11 protein-coding genes are annotated in these 15,612 nt (G+C 66.8%); 4 read left to right on the top strand and 7 right to left on the bottom strand.

Translation table 11 applies throughout. The features are described from left to right. The 3 genes from purL to BGO62_RS00940 all read left to right on the top strand — a co-directional run. Positions 1-3,628, top strand: a 3,628-nt coding sequence (gene purL / locus BGO62_RS00950; RefSeq protein WP_296638667.1) for a phosphoribosylformylglycinamidine synthase, incomplete at its 5' end; no start/stop codon positions are given. A gap of 72 nt (positions 3,629-3,700) precedes the next feature. Beyond that, positions 3,701-6,520, top strand: coding sequence for a phosphoenolpyruvate carboxylase (gene ppc / locus BGO62_RS00945; RefSeq protein WP_296638662.1), 2,820 nt, complete (start codon positions 3,701-3,703; stop codon positions 6,518-6,520). A gap of 2 nt (positions 6,521-6,522) precedes the next feature. Then, positions 6,523-7,095 carry a hypothetical protein gene (locus tag BGO62_RS00940; protein WP_296638659.1) on the top strand — a complete coding sequence of 191 codons (573 nt, stop codon included), beginning with the start codon at positions 6,523-6,525 and terminating at the stop codon, positions 7,093-7,095. Here the strand turns inward: BGO62_RS00940 and BGO62_RS00935 are convergent. Genes BGO62_RS00935 through BGO62_RS00925 form a run of 3 tightly spaced genes read right to left on the bottom strand, consistent with a single transcriptional unit; the run spans position 7,082 to position 11,625 of the window. Then, complete coding sequence (locus tag BGO62_RS00935; protein WP_296638656.1) at positions 7,082-9,364, bottom strand: MMPL family transporter; 2,283 nt, start codon at positions 9,362-9,364, stop codon at positions 7,082-7,084. The genes BGO62_RS00940 and BGO62_RS00935 overlap by 14 nt on opposite strands. 15 nt (positions 9,365-9,379) lie before the next feature. After that, the gene (locus tag BGO62_RS00930; protein ID WP_296638653.1) at positions 9,380-10,816 is read right to left on the bottom strand and encodes a DUF1302 family protein; all 1,437 of its coding nucleotides are present in this window, start codon (positions 10,814-10,816) and stop codon (positions 9,380-9,382) included. Then, positions 10,813-11,625 carry an outer membrane lipoprotein-sorting protein gene (locus tag BGO62_RS00925; RefSeq protein WP_296638650.1) on the bottom strand — a complete coding sequence of 271 codons (813 nt, stop codon included), beginning with the start codon at positions 11,623-11,625 and terminating at the stop codon, positions 10,813-10,815. Before BGO62_RS00925 ends, BGO62_RS00930 begins: the two co-directional genes overlap by 4 nt. 175 nt (positions 11,626-11,800) lie before the next feature. Between BGO62_RS00925 and hemN the strand changes: the two genes are divergently transcribed. Continuing rightward, positions 11,801-13,171, top strand: coding sequence for an oxygen-independent coproporphyrinogen III oxidase (hemN, locus tag BGO62_RS00920; RefSeq protein ID WP_296638648.1), 1,371 nt, complete (start codon positions 11,801-11,803; stop codon positions 13,169-13,171). Positions 13,172-13,175: 4 nt separating this feature from the next. Here hemN and BGO62_RS00915 read toward each other — a convergent pair whose 3' ends face one another. The 4 genes from BGO62_RS00915 to ccoG are packed head-to-tail and all read right to left on the bottom strand — an operon-like array spanning position 13,176 to position 15,597. Beyond that, the gene (locus tag BGO62_RS00915; RefSeq protein ID WP_296638645.1) at positions 13,176-13,475 is read right to left on the bottom strand and encodes a hypothetical protein; all 300 of its coding nucleotides are present in this window, start codon (positions 13,473-13,475) and stop codon (positions 13,176-13,178) included. A gap of 25 nt (positions 13,476-13,500) precedes the next feature. Then, the gene (locus BGO62_RS00910) at positions 13,501-13,635 is read right to left on the bottom strand and encodes a DUF3149 domain-containing protein (protein ID WP_296638642.1); all 135 of its coding nucleotides are present in this window, start codon (positions 13,633-13,635) and stop codon (positions 13,501-13,503) included. 1 nt (position 13,636) lies between these two features. Then, the gene (locus tag BGO62_RS00905) at positions 13,637-14,167 is read right to left on the bottom strand and encodes a FixH family protein (RefSeq protein WP_296638638.1); all 531 of its coding nucleotides are present in this window, start codon (positions 14,165-14,167) and stop codon (positions 13,637-13,639) included. 5 nt (positions 14,168-14,172) lie between these two features. Continuing rightward, positions 14,173-15,597 carry a cytochrome c oxidase accessory protein CcoG gene (gene ccoG / locus BGO62_RS00900; protein WP_296638636.1) on the bottom strand — a complete coding sequence of 475 codons (1,425 nt, stop codon included), beginning with the start codon at positions 15,595-15,597 and terminating at the stop codon, positions 14,173-14,175. Positions 15,598-15,612: the final 15 nt, after the last annotated feature.

Below are 15,612 nucleotides of genomic sequence, written 5' to 3'. Positions count from 1 at the left end.
CGGGGTGGCCTATCGCTTGTGTGATCCGCAGGGCGACGCGCTTTCGGGGCAGGCGCTGGCGGCGCTGCTGCCGCTGCTGCACGACCGCATGACGGAAGCCGTGATGGACTCGCTGGAAGCCGCGCAGCTGCTGTTCCAGCACGTGCCGCCACGCGAATTGACCGCCATCGACGTGATGGCGGGCGGCCGTGCCGCGCTGGAGGCCGCCAACCGCGATCTCGGCCTGGCTCTGTCGGACGACGAAGTCGAATACCTGGTCGACAACTTCACCCGCATCGGGCGCAACCCCACCGACGTCGAACTGATGATGTTCGCGCAGGCCAACTCCGAGCACTGCCGCCACAAGATCTTCAACGCCGCCTGGGTGATCGACGGCGCGGCACAGGCCAAGTCGCTGTTCGGCATGATCCGCGACACCCACGCAGCGCATCCCGCGGGCACGGTGGTGGCGTATTCCGACAACTCGTCGGTGATCGAGGGGGCGCAGATCGATCGCTTCTACCCGCGCGCCGACGGCAGCTACGCTTACAGCAGCGAACTCACCCACGTGCTGATGAAGGTGGAAACGCACAACCATCCGACCGCGATCTCGCCTTTCCCCGGCGCCGCCACCGGCAGCGGCGGCGAAATCCGCGACGAGGGCGCGACCGGCATCGGCTCCAAGCCCAAGGCCGGCCTCGCCGGCTTCTCGGTTTCCAACCTCAACATTCCCGGCTTCGAGCAGCCGTGGGAAGCCGGCGCCTACGGCAAGCCGGCGCGCATCGTCACGCCGCTCGCGATCATGCTCGAAGGCCCGATCGGCGCGGCGGCGTTCAACAACGAATTCGGCCGTCCCAACCTGGCCGGCTATTTCCGTACCTTCGAAGAGACCGTGGCGGAGCAGCGGCGCGGTTACCACAAGCCCATCATGCTGGCGGGCGGCGTCGGCAGCATCCGCGCCGACCACGTCGAGAAGAAAATGCTGCCGGTCGGCACGCTGCTGATCCAGCTGGGCGGCCCCGGCATGCTGATCGGGCTGGGCGGCGGCGCCGCCTCGTCGATGGACACCGGCGCCAACGCCGCCGACCTCGACTTCGACTCGGTGCAGCGCGGCAACCCCGAGATGGAGCGGCGCGCGCAGGAAGTGATCGACCGCTGCTGGCAGCTCGGCGACAAGAACCCGATCCTGTCGATCCACGACGTCGGCGCCGGCGGCCTGTCGAACGCGCTGCCCGAGCTGGTGCACGGCGGCGGCCGCGGCGGCCGCTTCGAACTGCGCGCCGCGCCGTCGGAGGAATCCGGCATGTCGCCGCGCGAGATCTGGTGCAACGAGGCGCAGGAACGCTACGTGCTGGCGATCCCGCCAAATCGCCTCGACGAATTCCGCGCGATGTGCGAGCGCGAGCGCTGCCCGTTTGCGGTGCTGGGCGAAGCCACCGAAGACCACCACCTGCTGGTGACCGACAGCCATTTCCAGAACGCGCCGGTGGACGTGAGCCTGGATGTGATCCTCGGCAAGCCGCCGAAGATGACGCGCGATGTCGCGCATCAGGCTGCCGTGCCCGCGCCGCTGGCGCTCGATGGCATCGATCTGAAGGACGCGGTCTACCGCGTGCTGGCGATGCCGGGGGTGGCGTCGAAGATGTTTCTGATTTCCATCGGCGACCGCAGCGTCGGCGGGCTGACCGCGCGCGACCAGTGCGTGGGGCCGTGGCAGATTCCCGTCGCCGACTGCGCGATCACGCTGGCGGGCTACCGCACCACGCTGGGCGAGGTGTTTTCCATCGGCGAGAAAGCGCCGCTGGCGCTGATCGATGCGCCAGCGTCGGGGCGCATGGCGGTCGCCGAGGCGATCACCAACCTGGCCGCTGCGCGCGTCGCCGGGCTGGGCGAGGTGAAATTGTCGGCCAACTGGATGGCCCCCGCCGGCCACCCGGGCGAGGATGCCGCTCTGTTCGACACCGTGGCGGCGGTTTCGAATTATTGCCAGGCCCTGGGGATTTCCATCCCGGTCGGCAAGGATTCGATGAGCATGAAAACCGTGTGGCAGGCCGACGGCGAGAAGAAGGCGGTGACCTCGCCGATTTCGCTGGTGATCTCGGCGTTTGCCAATACCTCCGATGCCGGCGCACACCTCACGCCGCAACTGCGCAGCGATGCCGGCGAGTCCGACCTCGTCCTGATCGACCTGGGGCTGGGCAAGAACCGCCTCGGCGCGTCGAGCTTCGCGCAGGCCTACAAGCAGGTGGGCGACTGTTGCCCGGATGCGCCGCATGCGGCGGCGCTCGCCGCCTTCTTCGATACGCTGCAGGCGTTGAATGCGGCAGGCAGGCTGCTGGCCTATCACGACCGCTCCGACGGCGGCCTGTTCGCCGCACTGTGCGAAATGGCGTTTGCCGGTCATTGCGGCGTGGACCTCGACATCGACGAGCTGTGCCTCGACCAGATCCGCCACGAAGTCGAGGACGAAGGGCGGCCGGAACCGGAAAAACTGGGCGAGCCGGGCTATTCGGCGCGCATTTTCAACGTGCTGTTCAACGAGGAAGCCGGCGCCGTGCTGCAGATCCGCCGCACCGATACGCAGACGGTGATGCAGGCCTTCATCGACGCCGGCCTGCGCGGCGAGTTTTATGTCATCGGCCAGCCCAATGCGCTCGATCGCGTGCGGGTGCTGCGCGAGGACAGGGTGATCCTGGACGAGGCGCGCGCCGACCTGCAATGCGCCTGGGCGCGCACCAGCTACGAAATGGCGAAGCTGCGCGACAACCCGGCGTGCGCCGAACAGGAGTTCGCGCGCCATGCCGATGCTGCCGATCCGGGCCTGCGTTATGCGCCGAGCTTCGACGTCGACGCCGACGTCGCCGCGCCCTTCATCGCCACCGGCAAGCGCCCGCGGGTGGCGGTACTGCGCGAACAGGGCGTCAACGGCCAGGTCGAGATGGCCGCCGCGTTCGACGCCGCGGGCTTCGCCGCAGTGGATGTGCACATGAGCGACATCCTCGCCGGCCGGGTCAGCCTCGGCGACTTCACCGGACTGGCCGCGTGCGGCGGCTTCAGCTACGGCGACGTGCTGGGCGCGGGCGGCGGCTGGGCCAAATCGATCCTGTTCAATCCGCGCGCGCGCGACCAGTTCGCGGCGTTTTTCGGGCGTGCCGACACCTTCGCCCTCGGCGTATGCAACGGCTGCCAGATGATGAGCCAGCTGCACGACCTGATCCCGGGCGCGGACGCCTGGCCGCGTTTCGAGCGCAACCTGTCGGAACAGTTCGAGGCGCGCTTTGCGCTGGTCGAGGTGCTGGCGTCGCCGTCGCTGTTCTTTGCCGACATGGCGGGTTCGGTGATGCCGATCGTGGTGTCGCACGGCGAAGGCCGGGTGCAGTTCCGCGACCCTGCGCACGCTGCGCAGGCACGTCCCACGCTGCGCTACGTCGATCACCGGGGGGCGCCGGCCGAGACTTATCCGCTGAACCCCAACGGTTCGGCCGGCGGGCTGACCGGCTTCACCACCGCGGACGGCCGCTTCAGCATTCTGATGCCGCACCCGGAACGCGTGTTCCGCGCCGCGCAGCTGTCGTGGAAACCGGACGGCATGAGCGATGCCGCCCCGTGGCTGCGGCTGTTCCGCAACGCGCGGCGCGCGGTTGGGTGATGTGCGCCGACTATGCGAAAATAATGGGCTTTGTCGCATGAATCCCGCTGTGCCGGGCTCAATTTTCCAGCCATGAATGCACCCGAAAATCTCCTGACGGATGACCACCTGCGCGCGCAGGTCAAGCTGCTGGGCACCTTGCTCGGCCAAGTGTTGCTGCAGTTTGCCGGCGAAGACGTGTTCGAGGCGGTGGAAACCCTGCGCCGCGGTTTCGCCGAATTGCACCAGCAGGAAGACCAGCAGCGCCGCACCGAGTTGATGGCGATGATCGACGCCATGCCCGCCGCCAAGGTGGAACTGGTGGTGCGTGCCTTCTCCAGCTATTTCAAGCTGGTCAACGTGGCGGAGGAAAGCTTCGCCCACCGCAACCGCCGCCGCATGCTGTCGCACGGCATGACGCTGTGGGAAGGCTCGTTCGACCGCACCGTGGCGGACCTCAAGGCGCAGGATATGCCGGTCGCCACGCTGCAGGAGATGGTCAACCGTCTGCACTACGCGCCGGTGTTCACCGCGCATCCCACCGAAGCGCGCCGTCGTGCGGTGATGGAAGGCATGCGCCGGATATTCCTGATCTGCGACGAGCTGTACAGCCCCACCCTGGGGGTGAACGACCGCCGCGAACTGGAAGCGCAGCTGGCCGCCGAGATCCAGGTGGGGTGGCGTACCGACGAACTGCGCAGCGCCAAGCTCGAGGTGCGCGACGAAGTGCGCAACGGCCTCTACTACGTGCGGGAAAGCCTGTTCGAGGCGGTGCCGAAGGCGTATGCCTTCTTCGAGAAGGCGCTGCGCAAGCATTACGGCGTGAATGCCGACGGCACCGCCACCGTCCGCGTGCCGAGCTTCATCCGTTTCGGCTCGTGGATCGGCGGCGACCGTGACGGCAACCCGTTCGTGACCGCAGACGTCACCGAATGGACGGTGCATAAGCAGATGCTGGCCGCACTCGAAGAATACCGTTCGCGGGTGCTGGAACTGCGCCAGACGCTGACCCACAGCAGCGGCTGGTGCACGCCTTCCGCCCTGTTCCTGGAGCGGCTGTCGGAATACGAGGCCGAGTTCGGCGAGCAGGTGTTCCGCGGCACCGCGGTGCAGATTTACAGCCGCGAGCCCTACCGCCGCATGGCGGCGATGATGCTGGCGCGGCTGGACGCCAACCTGTCCTACGTCCACCAGTGCCTGGCCGACGTGCCGAGCTTCACTTCGCACCTGGCGTACGAGAACGCCGCCGCCTTCCTCGCCGACCTCTGCCTGGTGCGCGATTCGCTGATCAGCCATGGCGACCGCATCGTCGCCATGCAGGACCTGCAGGCGCTGATCCGGCTGGTCGAAAGCTTCGGTTTTCACCTGCTGCAGCTCGACATTCGCCAGGAGTCGACCGTGCATACGCGCACGGTGGCTGCGCTATTGCGGCAGATCGACCCCGATTTCGATTACCTGGCTGCGAACGAGACCGAGCGGCTGCAGCGCCTCGCCGCCTGGATCGGTCACATCGATCCGATCGAGGTGGACGACGGCGTGCTGGACGACGAGGCGCGCGAAGCGCTCGCGGTGTTCCGGCGCATGGTCAAGCTGCAGGCCGAAGTGGGCGGCGAGGTCTTCGGCACCTACGTGATTTCGATGACGCACAGCGCGTCCCACGTGATGGAAGTGATGCTGCTGGCACGGCTGGTAGGCCTGTGCGGCCACAACGGCCGCGACTGGTTCTGCCGCATCCAGGTCGCCCCCCTGTTCGAGACGGTGGACGACCTGCAGCGCAGCCAGGCCATCCTCGACCAGCTGCTGTCGAACAAGGTCTACCGTGCGCTGGTCAGCGCCAACGGCAACCACCAGGAAGTCATGCTCGGCTATTCGGATTCGTGCAAGGATGGCGGCATCCTGGCGTCGAACTGGAATCTGTATCAGGCGCAACTGTCGATCATCGCGCTGACCCGGCGCTATGGCGTCGAATGCCGGCTGTTCCATGGCCGCGGCGGTACGGTGGGACGCGGCGGCGGGCCGACTCACGAGGCGATCCTGTCGCAGCCGCCGGGCACGGTCAACGGCGAGATCAAGTTCACCGAGCAGGGCGAGATGCTGTATTACAAATACAGCAACCCGGAAACCGCCAACTACGAGATCGGCATGGGCGTCACCGGACTGCTCAAGGCCAGTATGACTGCGCTTGCGCAGATCGATGTGCGCTACCCGCAGGAATACCTCGACGGGATGAGCCGGATCGCCGCCGACGGCGAGAAAAGCTACCGCGCGCTGATCGGCATGCCGGGCTTCATCGACTATTTCTACGAGACCACGCCGGTCACCGAAATCGGCCTGCTCAACATGGGCAGCCGGCCGTCGCACCGCAAGAAGGCCGACCGTTCGCTGGGGTCGATTCGCGCCATTCCGTGGGTGTTCGGCTGGGCGCAGTCGCGCCATACGCTGCCTGCCTGGTACGGCATCGGAACTGCGCTGAAAGGCTTCATCGGGTCCGCTCCGGCGGGGCTCGATCAGTTGCGGATCATGTACCGCGAATGGCCGTTCTTCCGCGGCCTGCTGTCCAACGTGCAGATGGCGCTGACCAAGGCCGACATGGAAATTTCCGAGGAATACGCGCGCCTGTGCGATCACCCCGACACCATGGCAATCTACCGCGCCATTGCCGACGAGTTCGCGCTGACGGTGGAGTGGGTCAAGCAAGTCGCGCAGATCGAGACCCTGCTGGAAGACAACCCGACGCTGGCGTTGTCGCTTTCGCGCCGCCGCCCCTACATCGATCCCATCAACCATATCCAGGTGCGCCTGCTGAAACGCTATCGCTCGGAGAGCGTGTGGGAGTCCGAACAGGATAGCTGGCTGACGCCGCTGATGCGCTCGATCAATGCGATCGCCTCCGGGATGCGCAACACCGGCTGAGCATGGATAAGGATAGGGACGCAGCCTCTCCCACCCAGCCGAAGCGGCGCGGGCTCGCCGTCGCCATCGGCCTCAACGTCGTGCTGGTGCTGCTGGCATGCGGCCTGGCGCTGTATGCCTTCATGCTGAATGTCGATCTGGGCGATGTGAAGCGGCGGCTGTCGAAGGAAATCGAAACCCGCCAGCAAGCCGAGCGCTACCTGATCGAAACGCGCAACCAGTTGACCGACAGCCTGCGCGAAATCGAACAGCTCAAGGCGCAGCTGGCCTACAAGGAAACCGACATCCAGACGGCGGCGACGGCCAAGCCCGCGCTGCCGGTGGTGATCGGTTTTCGTTCGTCGATGCTGGGCAAGGGGCTGGTGGCGGTGATCGAAAACACCAGCGACCGCTATCTGACCGTGGTCCTCGCCGTGCGCAACCCGACCCTGTCCCTGGCGCGGCGCTTCGAACTCAAGCTGGAACCCAGGTCCAGCACCGACTTCGGCCACATGGAAGGCTGGCAGTTTGCCTCGGGCGACGAAGTGGGATTGTTCAACGACGAATTCGGCGCGCTCAAGCTCACCGTGCCGTAACGGCGGGGCGCGGCCTCGGTAATTTCAGGCCGAGCAGCGCGGGCATCAGCAGCAATTCGAACACCTGGCCGGCGAACAGGCCGACCGCGCACAGCATGCCGAAGTGGGCGGTGGGGCGGAAGTCGGACAGCCCCAGCAGGCTGAACTGCGCGATCAGCACCATCGAAATGGCGATCACTGCGCGGCCCGATGCCTCCACGCTGCGGATGATGGCGAACACCGGGCTGACGCCGCGGCGGATGCGGTGCAGGTAACCGTGATACAGATGGATGGTGTCGTCCACCGTGATGCCGAGGATGACGCCGGCGATCAGGACGGTGGCGACGTCGAGCGAAATCCCCACCGTCCCCATCACCACGAAAATGAAGAACAGCGGCGCCAGGTTGGGCACCAGGCAGATCAGCGCGCCGCGGAACGAGCGGAACAGCAGCGCCATCAGCAGCAGGATCTGCAGGAAGGCCGAAGCGAAGCTCTTGACCTGGCCGTCGACGATGCGGTCTTCCTGGTCCGAGAACAGCCGCCCGTATCCCGCGAGGTCGACTTCCACGCCCGCAATCGGCTGCGCGGCGACGTGCGCGCGCACCCTGTCGATCACCTGGCCGATTTCGTTGGCGCCGTGCACGTTGAGGCCCATCGGGATGCGGGCGCGCTGGAATTCGCGGTTGACCAGCTCGTACAAGTCCTTGCCGTCGTAGATCAGCAGCAGCTGTTCGACCAGCTTGCGGCTGGTCGGCAGCGCATCCGCCCCCAGGTCCTCGCCGCTGAGGGCGCGGTTCATTTCCTCCAGCACGTCGATCAGGGAGAAGCTGCGGTCGACTTCCGGCTGCTGTTCAAGCCAGGTTTGCAGCGCCTTGATCTGCGCCAGCGTCGCCGGATCCTTCAGGCTGTCGCGGGCCGTGCCGGTGAGGACGATTTCCAGCCCGGTGACGCCGGAAAGCGCGCTTTCCACCCTGGCGGTGCTGCGGCTGATGCCGTGGTCGGGCGCGAAAAACTCGATGATGTTGGATTCGACCTTGACCTGCATCACCAGCGGGATGGCCGCCAGCACCAGCAGCGCGGTGACCGTCAGCACGGCTTTTGCGTGCCGCAGGCTGAACACGGCCACGGCTGCCGCGATGCGGCGTGCGTGCGCCATGCCGGAACGGCGGCGCGGCCAGCGCGGCGTATCCCATTTCAGCAGGATCGGCGGCACCAGGATGAACACCACCAGAAACACGATGAGGGTGCCGACCGCGCCCGCCAGGCCGAAGGCCTGCACCGGGGGAATGTCCACCCACAGCAGGCTCAGCATGCCCGCGCCGGTGGTCAGCACGTTGAACAGGCCGGGGACGAAGGTTTCCTTCAGTGCGCGCGCGATGCGTTGCGGCCGCGGCAGCAGCGCGATGCGGGCGCGCTGGATCGCGGCATACAAATGCAGCAGCGTGGCCGTGGTGTAGGCCGCCATCAGGGTGGGAATCATCGCGGTGATCGGGGTGTAGGGCTGGCCGGACAGCACCAGCCCGGCGACGCTGGCCGACACGACCGTGCCCATGGCCAGGCCGCCCACCACCATCGGGCGCACCCGCCCCACCACCCACCATAGCAATGCCATGCCGATGACGAAGGTCAGCGGGATGAAGATGGCGCTGTCGCGCCACAGCGAGCGCAGCTCCTCGACCGTCTGCGCCACCGTGCCGGCGGTGGCGGTGTGATAGGGCGTGAGTTTCTCAGCGGCGATGGCGGCATCGAGCGCAATCTGGATATCGCGGCGGGCCAGGCTTTCCTTCAGGATCTTGGGGCGCACCACCAGGGCGACCGCACGGCCGTCGCGCGAGGCGAGCAGCCCCGGTGCGAAGCTGTCGCCCAGCACGCGGGCCTTCCATTCGGCGGGCGTGCGGGTGGCGAGGTCGTCGGGGTCGACCAGCAGCGAGACGGCGAAGCCGTCGTCGGTGGCGTCGATGTGCTCCACCGTGGTCAGCGTCAGCACCCGGTCGACCGCCGGGTGCGCCGCCATTTTCTGCGCGGCGCGGTCGAGCGCGGCGAGAAACGCCGGGGCGTAGAGCACGTCGCCCTCGAACAGGGCGATGACGGCTTCGTCGTTGGGGAATTCCCGGAACAGCGATTCGCGCAGCTGGATGGTGGAGGAATCCGGCGGCGAATAGATGTCCGGCGCGTTGTTGAAATGTAGCTTCAGCAGAAACGGCAGCGCCGCCAGTTGGATGCCGAGCAGGATCGCCAGCGCCAGCCAGGGTGGCAGCATGCGGCTGCCGTTGAGCCAGGGTTTCAGCATGGGGGCGTCAGGCGATCAGAATTTACTGCGCAGCCCCAGCGTGATCAGCGAATGGTCCTGGTGGAAGCCGCCCAGGGTGCGCGCTTCGCCGTCGAAGTAGTGAGCGGCGACGTAGATCTCGTGCGGCTCCCAGCCGACATAGCTGAGCCTGGGGCTGAGATAGACGTCGTTCACGTTGAAGCCGGCGGCAAAGCGCATCCCGGCTTTCCAGCGCCCCTGGCCGAAGCGGGTCTCGATTTCGCCGTTGGCGCCGTAATACTCCTTCAGTTCGAGGATGTTGCGGTCGGTCTGCAGCGCGTGCGCCACCAGTTGCAGGTTGACGCGGGTGTCCGCCCCGCCGGGGAAGAATTCCAGCGCGCCGATCCAATCGAGCGAATGCGTCGTGTCGAGCGCGGTGGTGGCGAGAGTCACCGGCACGTTGTCGGTGTAGCCGGCTTCCATGCGCCAGGTGAGGCCGCCGCGCACCAGTTCGACATCGGCGCCGACGAAGGTATTGAACGGATGCACCGCGGTGAGCGTGGCGGCGGGCAGGTCGAGCCGGTAGTACGGCAGCGACTGCCGGGTGCGCGCCAGCGTCACGCCGAAGTCGAGCGCGCTGCCGGTCCGGGTCAGGCGCAGGGCGCCGCCGCCGCTGCCGTGTTCGTCCTCGTCGATGCGCGCGGTATTCAGCCAGGGGGTGAGCGCGGGATCGATGCCGATGATCTGGCGGCTGGTGCGGTTGACCGGGCTCCAGATGCTGGCGGCGTCCGGCAATTGCGCGCCCCGGAACAGCGGCAGCCAGACCGCGTCCAGCTTGTACTCGCCGAAAGTCTGCTCCCAGCGCGCGGCCAGCTGCGCGCGGCGGCGGTCGGGCAGGTCGTCCAGCACGAAGCGCGTCAGGTCGGCGCGGCTGACGCGGTCGGCCAACGGGATTTCGTCGGCGCGGCCCCAGATGATGGTTTGCGCGCCGAAGGTCAGGCGGGTATCGCCGTTGCGGTAGCGCACATAGGTATCGCCGTAATCGGCCAGCATCTCGTCGTGATCGGCGCGGCCACCGGCCTGCGTCATGGCGTCGAGGCGGGCGCCGGCGCGGAATTCCCAGTTGCGGCTGGGCTGCCACAGCACGTAGGTACTGGCGCGCAGGGTGGAATAGGTGTCAGCCTCGGCGGCGTCGGGCAGGCCGCCCGCTTCCAGCAGAAAGTCGTCGACGCCGGCCTTGAGCGTGGGCTGGAAGCCGCGCGCGGCGGGCTTGCGGCTGCGCGCGGCGGGCGGCGGCAGATCGCCGGCCATGCCGGCCTGCGGTGTTGCCGCCGCGGCGGCAACCGGGCGCGGTTTGCGCGTGGCGGCGCGTGGCGGCGGCAGCTCGTCCGCCGTGTCCTCGGCGGAGACGGCGCGCGGCGGCGGCAGCTCGTCGGCGGCGCAAACGGGCAGGGCGGCGAGCGACAGACTGAGGGTCAGCAGCAGCTTTTTCATGGGCGGTATTCCGATTCCAGGCTTTCGTCGGCGAGGGCTTGCGAGGTGAAGAGTTTGGCGGGCAGTTTCTGGTCGTACAGCGCGCTGTCGACCACCAGGCGGGTTTCGTGGCCGCTGGCCAGATCGGTCATGCGGCTGTCGGTGATCGTCCAGTAGCCCTGGTTGCGTTTTTTGCTGCGCAGCAGCCAGCGCTTGCTGGGGGTGCTGGCGTCCTTTTCGAAATAATCCACCCGTTGCGGGATCGCGGTGGCGGGGTCGATCCAGCTGATGCGCTTCCGGTACACCGAATCGTCGGCCTCCAGCGGCACGCTTTCGAGCACCTCGCACAGGAGGCCGTTTTCGGTCTGCCTGCCGAGCAGGCGGTGGCGGTCCCTGGATGGCTTGCGCTCCTGCAGGTCCTCGAAATACAGGTCGGAGCCGACAAAGCGTCCGCCCTTGCGGTCGCTGGAGATGCGCCGCACCCGGTCGAGCGCCGGCAGGTACAGCCACTGGTCGCTGCTGCCGTCGGCCTTGTCTATGCTGAGAAGCCCGGTTCCCGCGATGTCTTCGGGATCGAGAAAGCGGATCAGGTTGGCGGTTTCGCCGCCCGACTTGTCGAGGCGGTAGGTGACGAGCTCGCGGATGCGCGGTGCGCGGCCTTTTTCGGTGAGCACCATGCGGCCCAGCGTGGTGAGATCGCGGCCGTTGGGACGGTCGTAGACTTTTTGCGCGAGGTCGGCGGCTTCGTCCGCCTGCGCGGCGGCGGCGCCGAGCAGCAGCGTCAGCGTCAGGAAACGGATGAAGTTCAGCAGGGGGCTTGGAGGTGCCATGGGTTTTACGCGCGCGTGATACCTTATGGGCGACAGGTTGCCAGCTCCGAACTTTACCGCAAAACCGGGCCGGCACCGACCGCCCCGGCACAGGCGCCGGGCGCCGGCGCTGCGCTGGATTTCAGGGTGTGGCTATGATAAAAAGACAAAAAAGTCCCCTATTAAGGATGCCAAGATGACGTCGACGACACTGGAACTGCTACAGAAATACAGCGTGCCTGGCCCGCGCTACACGTCGTATCCGACCGCGCCCTATTTCCGCACCGATTTTGGCGAGGCGGACTGGGACGCGGCGCTGACGGCATCGGCGGTGGATCGCGGCCTGTCGCTGTATGCCCATATCCCGTTCTGCGATTCGCTCTGCTACTACTGCGGCTGCAATATGGTGGCGACGCGCGACTACAGCAAAACCCAGCCCTATCTGGCCTATCTCGACCAGGAAATGGCGCGCACCGCGCAGCGGGTCGACCCGGCGCGGGTGGCGCGCCAGCTGCACTGGGGCGGCGGCACGCCCACCTATCTCAATCCCGGCGACATCTGCCGCCTGATGGCGATGATGCGCCGGCATTTCACCCTCGCCCCGGATGCCGAAATCAGCTGCGAGGTCGATCCGCGCGAACTGACCCGCGCGCACCTCGAGGCGCTGCGCGAATCCGGCTTCAACCGCCTGTCGTTCGGCGTGCAGGACATGGACCCGGCGGTGCAGCAGGCGGTCAACCGCATCCAGCCCGCGGCCCTGGTCCAGCAGGTGCTCGACTGGTCGCGCGAGCTGGGCTTCTCCAGCATCAACCTGGATCTGATCGTGGGGCTGCCGAAGCAGACCGTGGCGAGCTTCTCCCGCACCCTGGAACAGGTGGTGGCGTGGGCGCCCGACCGCCTTGCGGTGTTTTCCTATGCCCACGTGCCATGGCTGAAAAAGCACCAGAACCTGATCCAGCAGGCCGACCTGCCGGATTCCGCGATGCGCCTCGGCCTGCATCAGGCGGTGAACGAAGCGCTGGGGGCGGCGGGCTACGTCAACATCGGCTTCGATCACTTTGCCCGCCCCGAGGACGAACTGGTGCGCGCGCAGCGGAACAAGACGCTGTGGCGCAATTTCCAGGGCTACACCACGCACAAGGACTGCGACATCCTTGCCTTCGGCGTGTCCGGCATCAGCCAGACGGCGGACGTGTACATGCAGAACGAAAAGAACCTCAAGCGCTACGAGGAGCGCATCGCGGCGACCGGGCTTGCGGTCGAACGCGGCCTGAAGCTCAGCCGCGACGACCAGATCCGGCGCGATGCCATCACCCGCGTGATGTGCGACCTGGAACTCGACTTCGCCGCCTTCGGCAAGGAATGGGAGATTGGGTTCAGCGACTATTTCGCCGACGCGCTGGCCGCTCTGCGTCCACTGGCGGACGACGGGCTGGTGACGATCGCCGCCGACAGGATCGTCGTCACCCCCAGCGGCCGCCTGTTCCTGCGCAACATCGGCATGTGCTTCGACCGCTACCTGAAGGAAGCCACCGGCGAAAAGCCACGCTATTCGCGCACCGCCTGAGCCGTCAGCAGCAGCCGCTGCCGTCGTCGCGCTTGGGGCAGCCCTCGGGCCGGCTGCGGGGCGGCAGCGGGCAGCGGTTGATCTCGTCGGCGCTGCGCTGGAAGTAGCAGGTCATGGCGCTGGAAGCGATGCCCAGCAGCCAGAAGATAAAGAACCCGACGGTGTAGGCGGCGATGCGCTGATCGAACAGCGCATCGCCGCGATAGGTGATTTCCAGCGGGTCGAACAGGGTGGTGAAGACGATGTCGGCCACTCCGGCAACGAGAAAGGACGGCCACAGTATGTGGATCAGGCGCTTCGGCATGGCGTGCTCCTCGTGGCGGCGGCGGTCATTCTTCCGGGCTGTTCATCTTGCGCTTGTACCAGCTCAGCAGGGTGATCGCCATGCCGATGATGAAGAGGATGGTGAACAGGCTCAACAGGCCGATCGGGCTGGTAAACAACAAATCGAGTACGACGTCCATTTCAGTCTCCCTCTGGTTGATGAACGATGGGTCCGGAAGCCGCCAGCGTGACGGCCCGGTCTAGCGGGATATGCAGCACGCCGCCCAGGCGCCAGGCGGCTTCATGGTCGGCCAGCTGGACCTGCCATTTGCCGGCGGGCAGCAGGGGCAGCGCCGCGCGATAGCGGCCGCCGCCGGTGTGAACCAGGACGAGGGTGCGGTCCATGCCCTGGCGGGTGGGGTGCGCCAGGGTGAGGGTCAATTGCTCCGGATACGCCTGCATGCGTCCGCCCAATGCCAGCGTCAGGGCGCCGTTTTCACTCTTTATGGTGGCGCTCAGCGCCAGCGCGCGGGCGGCGTCGTCGCGCGCCAGCGTCTGGTTGATGGCCAGCCCGGCCTTGTAGTAGTCGCCGACCACCAGGCCATCGGCGCTGGTGGCCGCGATCCACACGGTGACGAGTCCGGCGGCGACCGCGCTGGCGGGCAGGCTGATGAGAAACCAGGGCCAGGGTTCGCGATACCAGGGTTTGGACTGCAGGGCAGGGTTCGTCATGGCGTTCACCGGTTGAAGAATTTGGTTGCGACGGCCTGCCGGATGCGCGGATCGTCGATGGCCTGCACCGTGAAGCTCACCTCGATCGAGCGGCCTTTCAGGTCGACAGGATCGGCGATCAGGCTGACCGGGATGTCCACCGTCTGCAGGGGCGCGGCGGCGATTTCGCGCGTGGCGGCCACCACCTGCAGGCCGGCGATGCCCTGCGCGCCGATCGTGTAGCGATGCGGCCGGCCGTCCTTGTTGATGAGTTGCAGGCGGTAGACGTTCTCGATCATGCCCTCGTCGGTTTCCTTCGACAGCGCCACGCGGTCGCGCACCACGTCGACGCGCAGCGGCACGCGGGTGGCGAGGCTCCAGACGAAGGCGCCGGAGATCAGCGCCAGCAGCACGCTGTAGATGATGGTGCGCGGGCGCAGCACGTGCTTGAGGATGCCGCTGTCCGGGTAGTTGCCTTTCACCACGTTCTCGGTGGTGTAGCGGATCAGGCCGCGCGGGTAGCCCATCTTGTCCATGATCTGGTCGCAGCCGTCGATGCAGGCGGCGCAGCCGATGCATTCGTACTGCAGGCCGTTACGGATGTCGATGCCGGTGGGGCAGACCTGCACGCAGACTTCGCAGTCGACGCAGGTGCCGAGCCCGGCGGCCTTGTAGTCGGTCTTTTTGCTGCGCGGCCCGCGCGGTTCGCCGATCGAGCTGTCGTAGGTCACGGTCAGCGTGTCGGAGTCGAACATCACGCTCTGGAAGCGCGCGTAGGGGCACATGTACTTGCACACCTGCTCGCGCATGAAGCCGGCGTTGCCCCAGGTGGCGAAGCCGTAGAACAGGATCCAGAAGGTCTCCCACGGGCCGAGGCTGGCGCTCGCCACTTCGGCGGCGAGCGTCTGGATCGGGGTGAAATAGCCGACGAAGGTGAAGCCGGTCCACAGCGCGATCAGCATCCAGACCAGGTGCTTGAGGCCGCGCCGGCGCAGCTTGTTGGCGTTCCACGGCGACTGGTCGAGCTTCCTGCGCGCGAGGTGGTCGCCTTCCAGCCAGTTTTCCACCCACATGAAGATTTCCGTGTACACGGTCTGCGGGCAGGCGTAGCCGCACCACAGCCGTCCGGCCACCGCGGTGAACAGGAACAGCGCCAGCGCCGAGAGGATCAGAAGGCCGGTGAGATAGACGAAATCCTGCGGCCAGAACACCAGACCGAAGATGTAGAACTTGCGCGCGGCCAGATCGAATAGCACCGCCTGGCGGCTGTCCCATTGCAGCCAGGGCAGGCCGTAATACAGCACCTGGGTCAGCAGCACCAGCGCGATGCGCCAGCTGGCGAACACGCCATGCACCGAGCGCGGCTGGATTTTTTGCCGGATCGCGTAGAGCTGCTGCTCGATCGGCGTGTCGGCGGGGGCGGGCTGCTTGTCGTCTGTCACTGCTTTCATCCGTTAAGGCTGAGC

Origin of the sequence: Thiobacillus sp. 65-1402 (assembly GCF_001897685.1) — a bacterium.
In the GTDB taxonomy this organism is placed as follows: Bacteria; Pseudomonadota; Gammaproteobacteria; order Burkholderiales; family Thiobacillaceae; genus Thiobacillus.
This window is presented reverse-complemented; position numbering and strand designations above follow the sequence as displayed.

Coding starts and splice junctions, on each gene's coding strand:
- ppc (WP_296638662.1), top strand. CDS start 3,701: ATGAATGCACCCGAAAATCTCCTGACGGATGACCACCTGCGCGCGCAG.
- BGO62_RS00940 (WP_296638659.1), top strand. CDS start 6,523: ATGGATAAGGATAGGGACGCAGCCTCTCCCACCCAGCCGAAGCGGCGC.
- BGO62_RS00935 (WP_296638656.1), bottom strand. CDS start 9,364: ATGCTGAAACCCTGGCTCAACGGCAGCCGCATGCTGCCACCCTGGCTG.
- BGO62_RS00930 (WP_296638653.1), bottom strand. CDS start 10,816: ATGAAAAAGCTGCTGCTGACCCTCAGTCTGTCGCTCGCCGCCCTGCCC.
- BGO62_RS00925 (WP_296638650.1), bottom strand. CDS start 11,625: ATGGCACCTCCAAGCCCCCTGCTGAACTTCATCCGTTTCCTGACGCTG.
- hemN (WP_296638648.1), top strand. CDS start 11,801: ATGACGTCGACGACACTGGAACTGCTACAGAAATACAGCGTGCCTGGC.
- BGO62_RS00915 (WP_296638645.1), bottom strand. CDS start 13,475: ATGCCGAAGCGCCTGATCCACATACTGTGGCCGTCCTTTCTCGTTGCC.
- BGO62_RS00910 (WP_296638642.1), bottom strand. CDS start 13,635: ATGGACGTCGTACTCGATTTGTTGTTTACCAGCCCGATCGGCCTGTTG.
- BGO62_RS00905 (WP_296638638.1), bottom strand. CDS start 14,167: ATGACGAACCCTGCCCTGCAGTCCAAACCCTGGTATCGCGAACCCTGG.
- ccoG (WP_296638636.1), bottom strand. CDS start 15,597: ATGAAAGCAGTGACAGACGACAAGCAGCCCGCCCCCGCCGACACGCCG.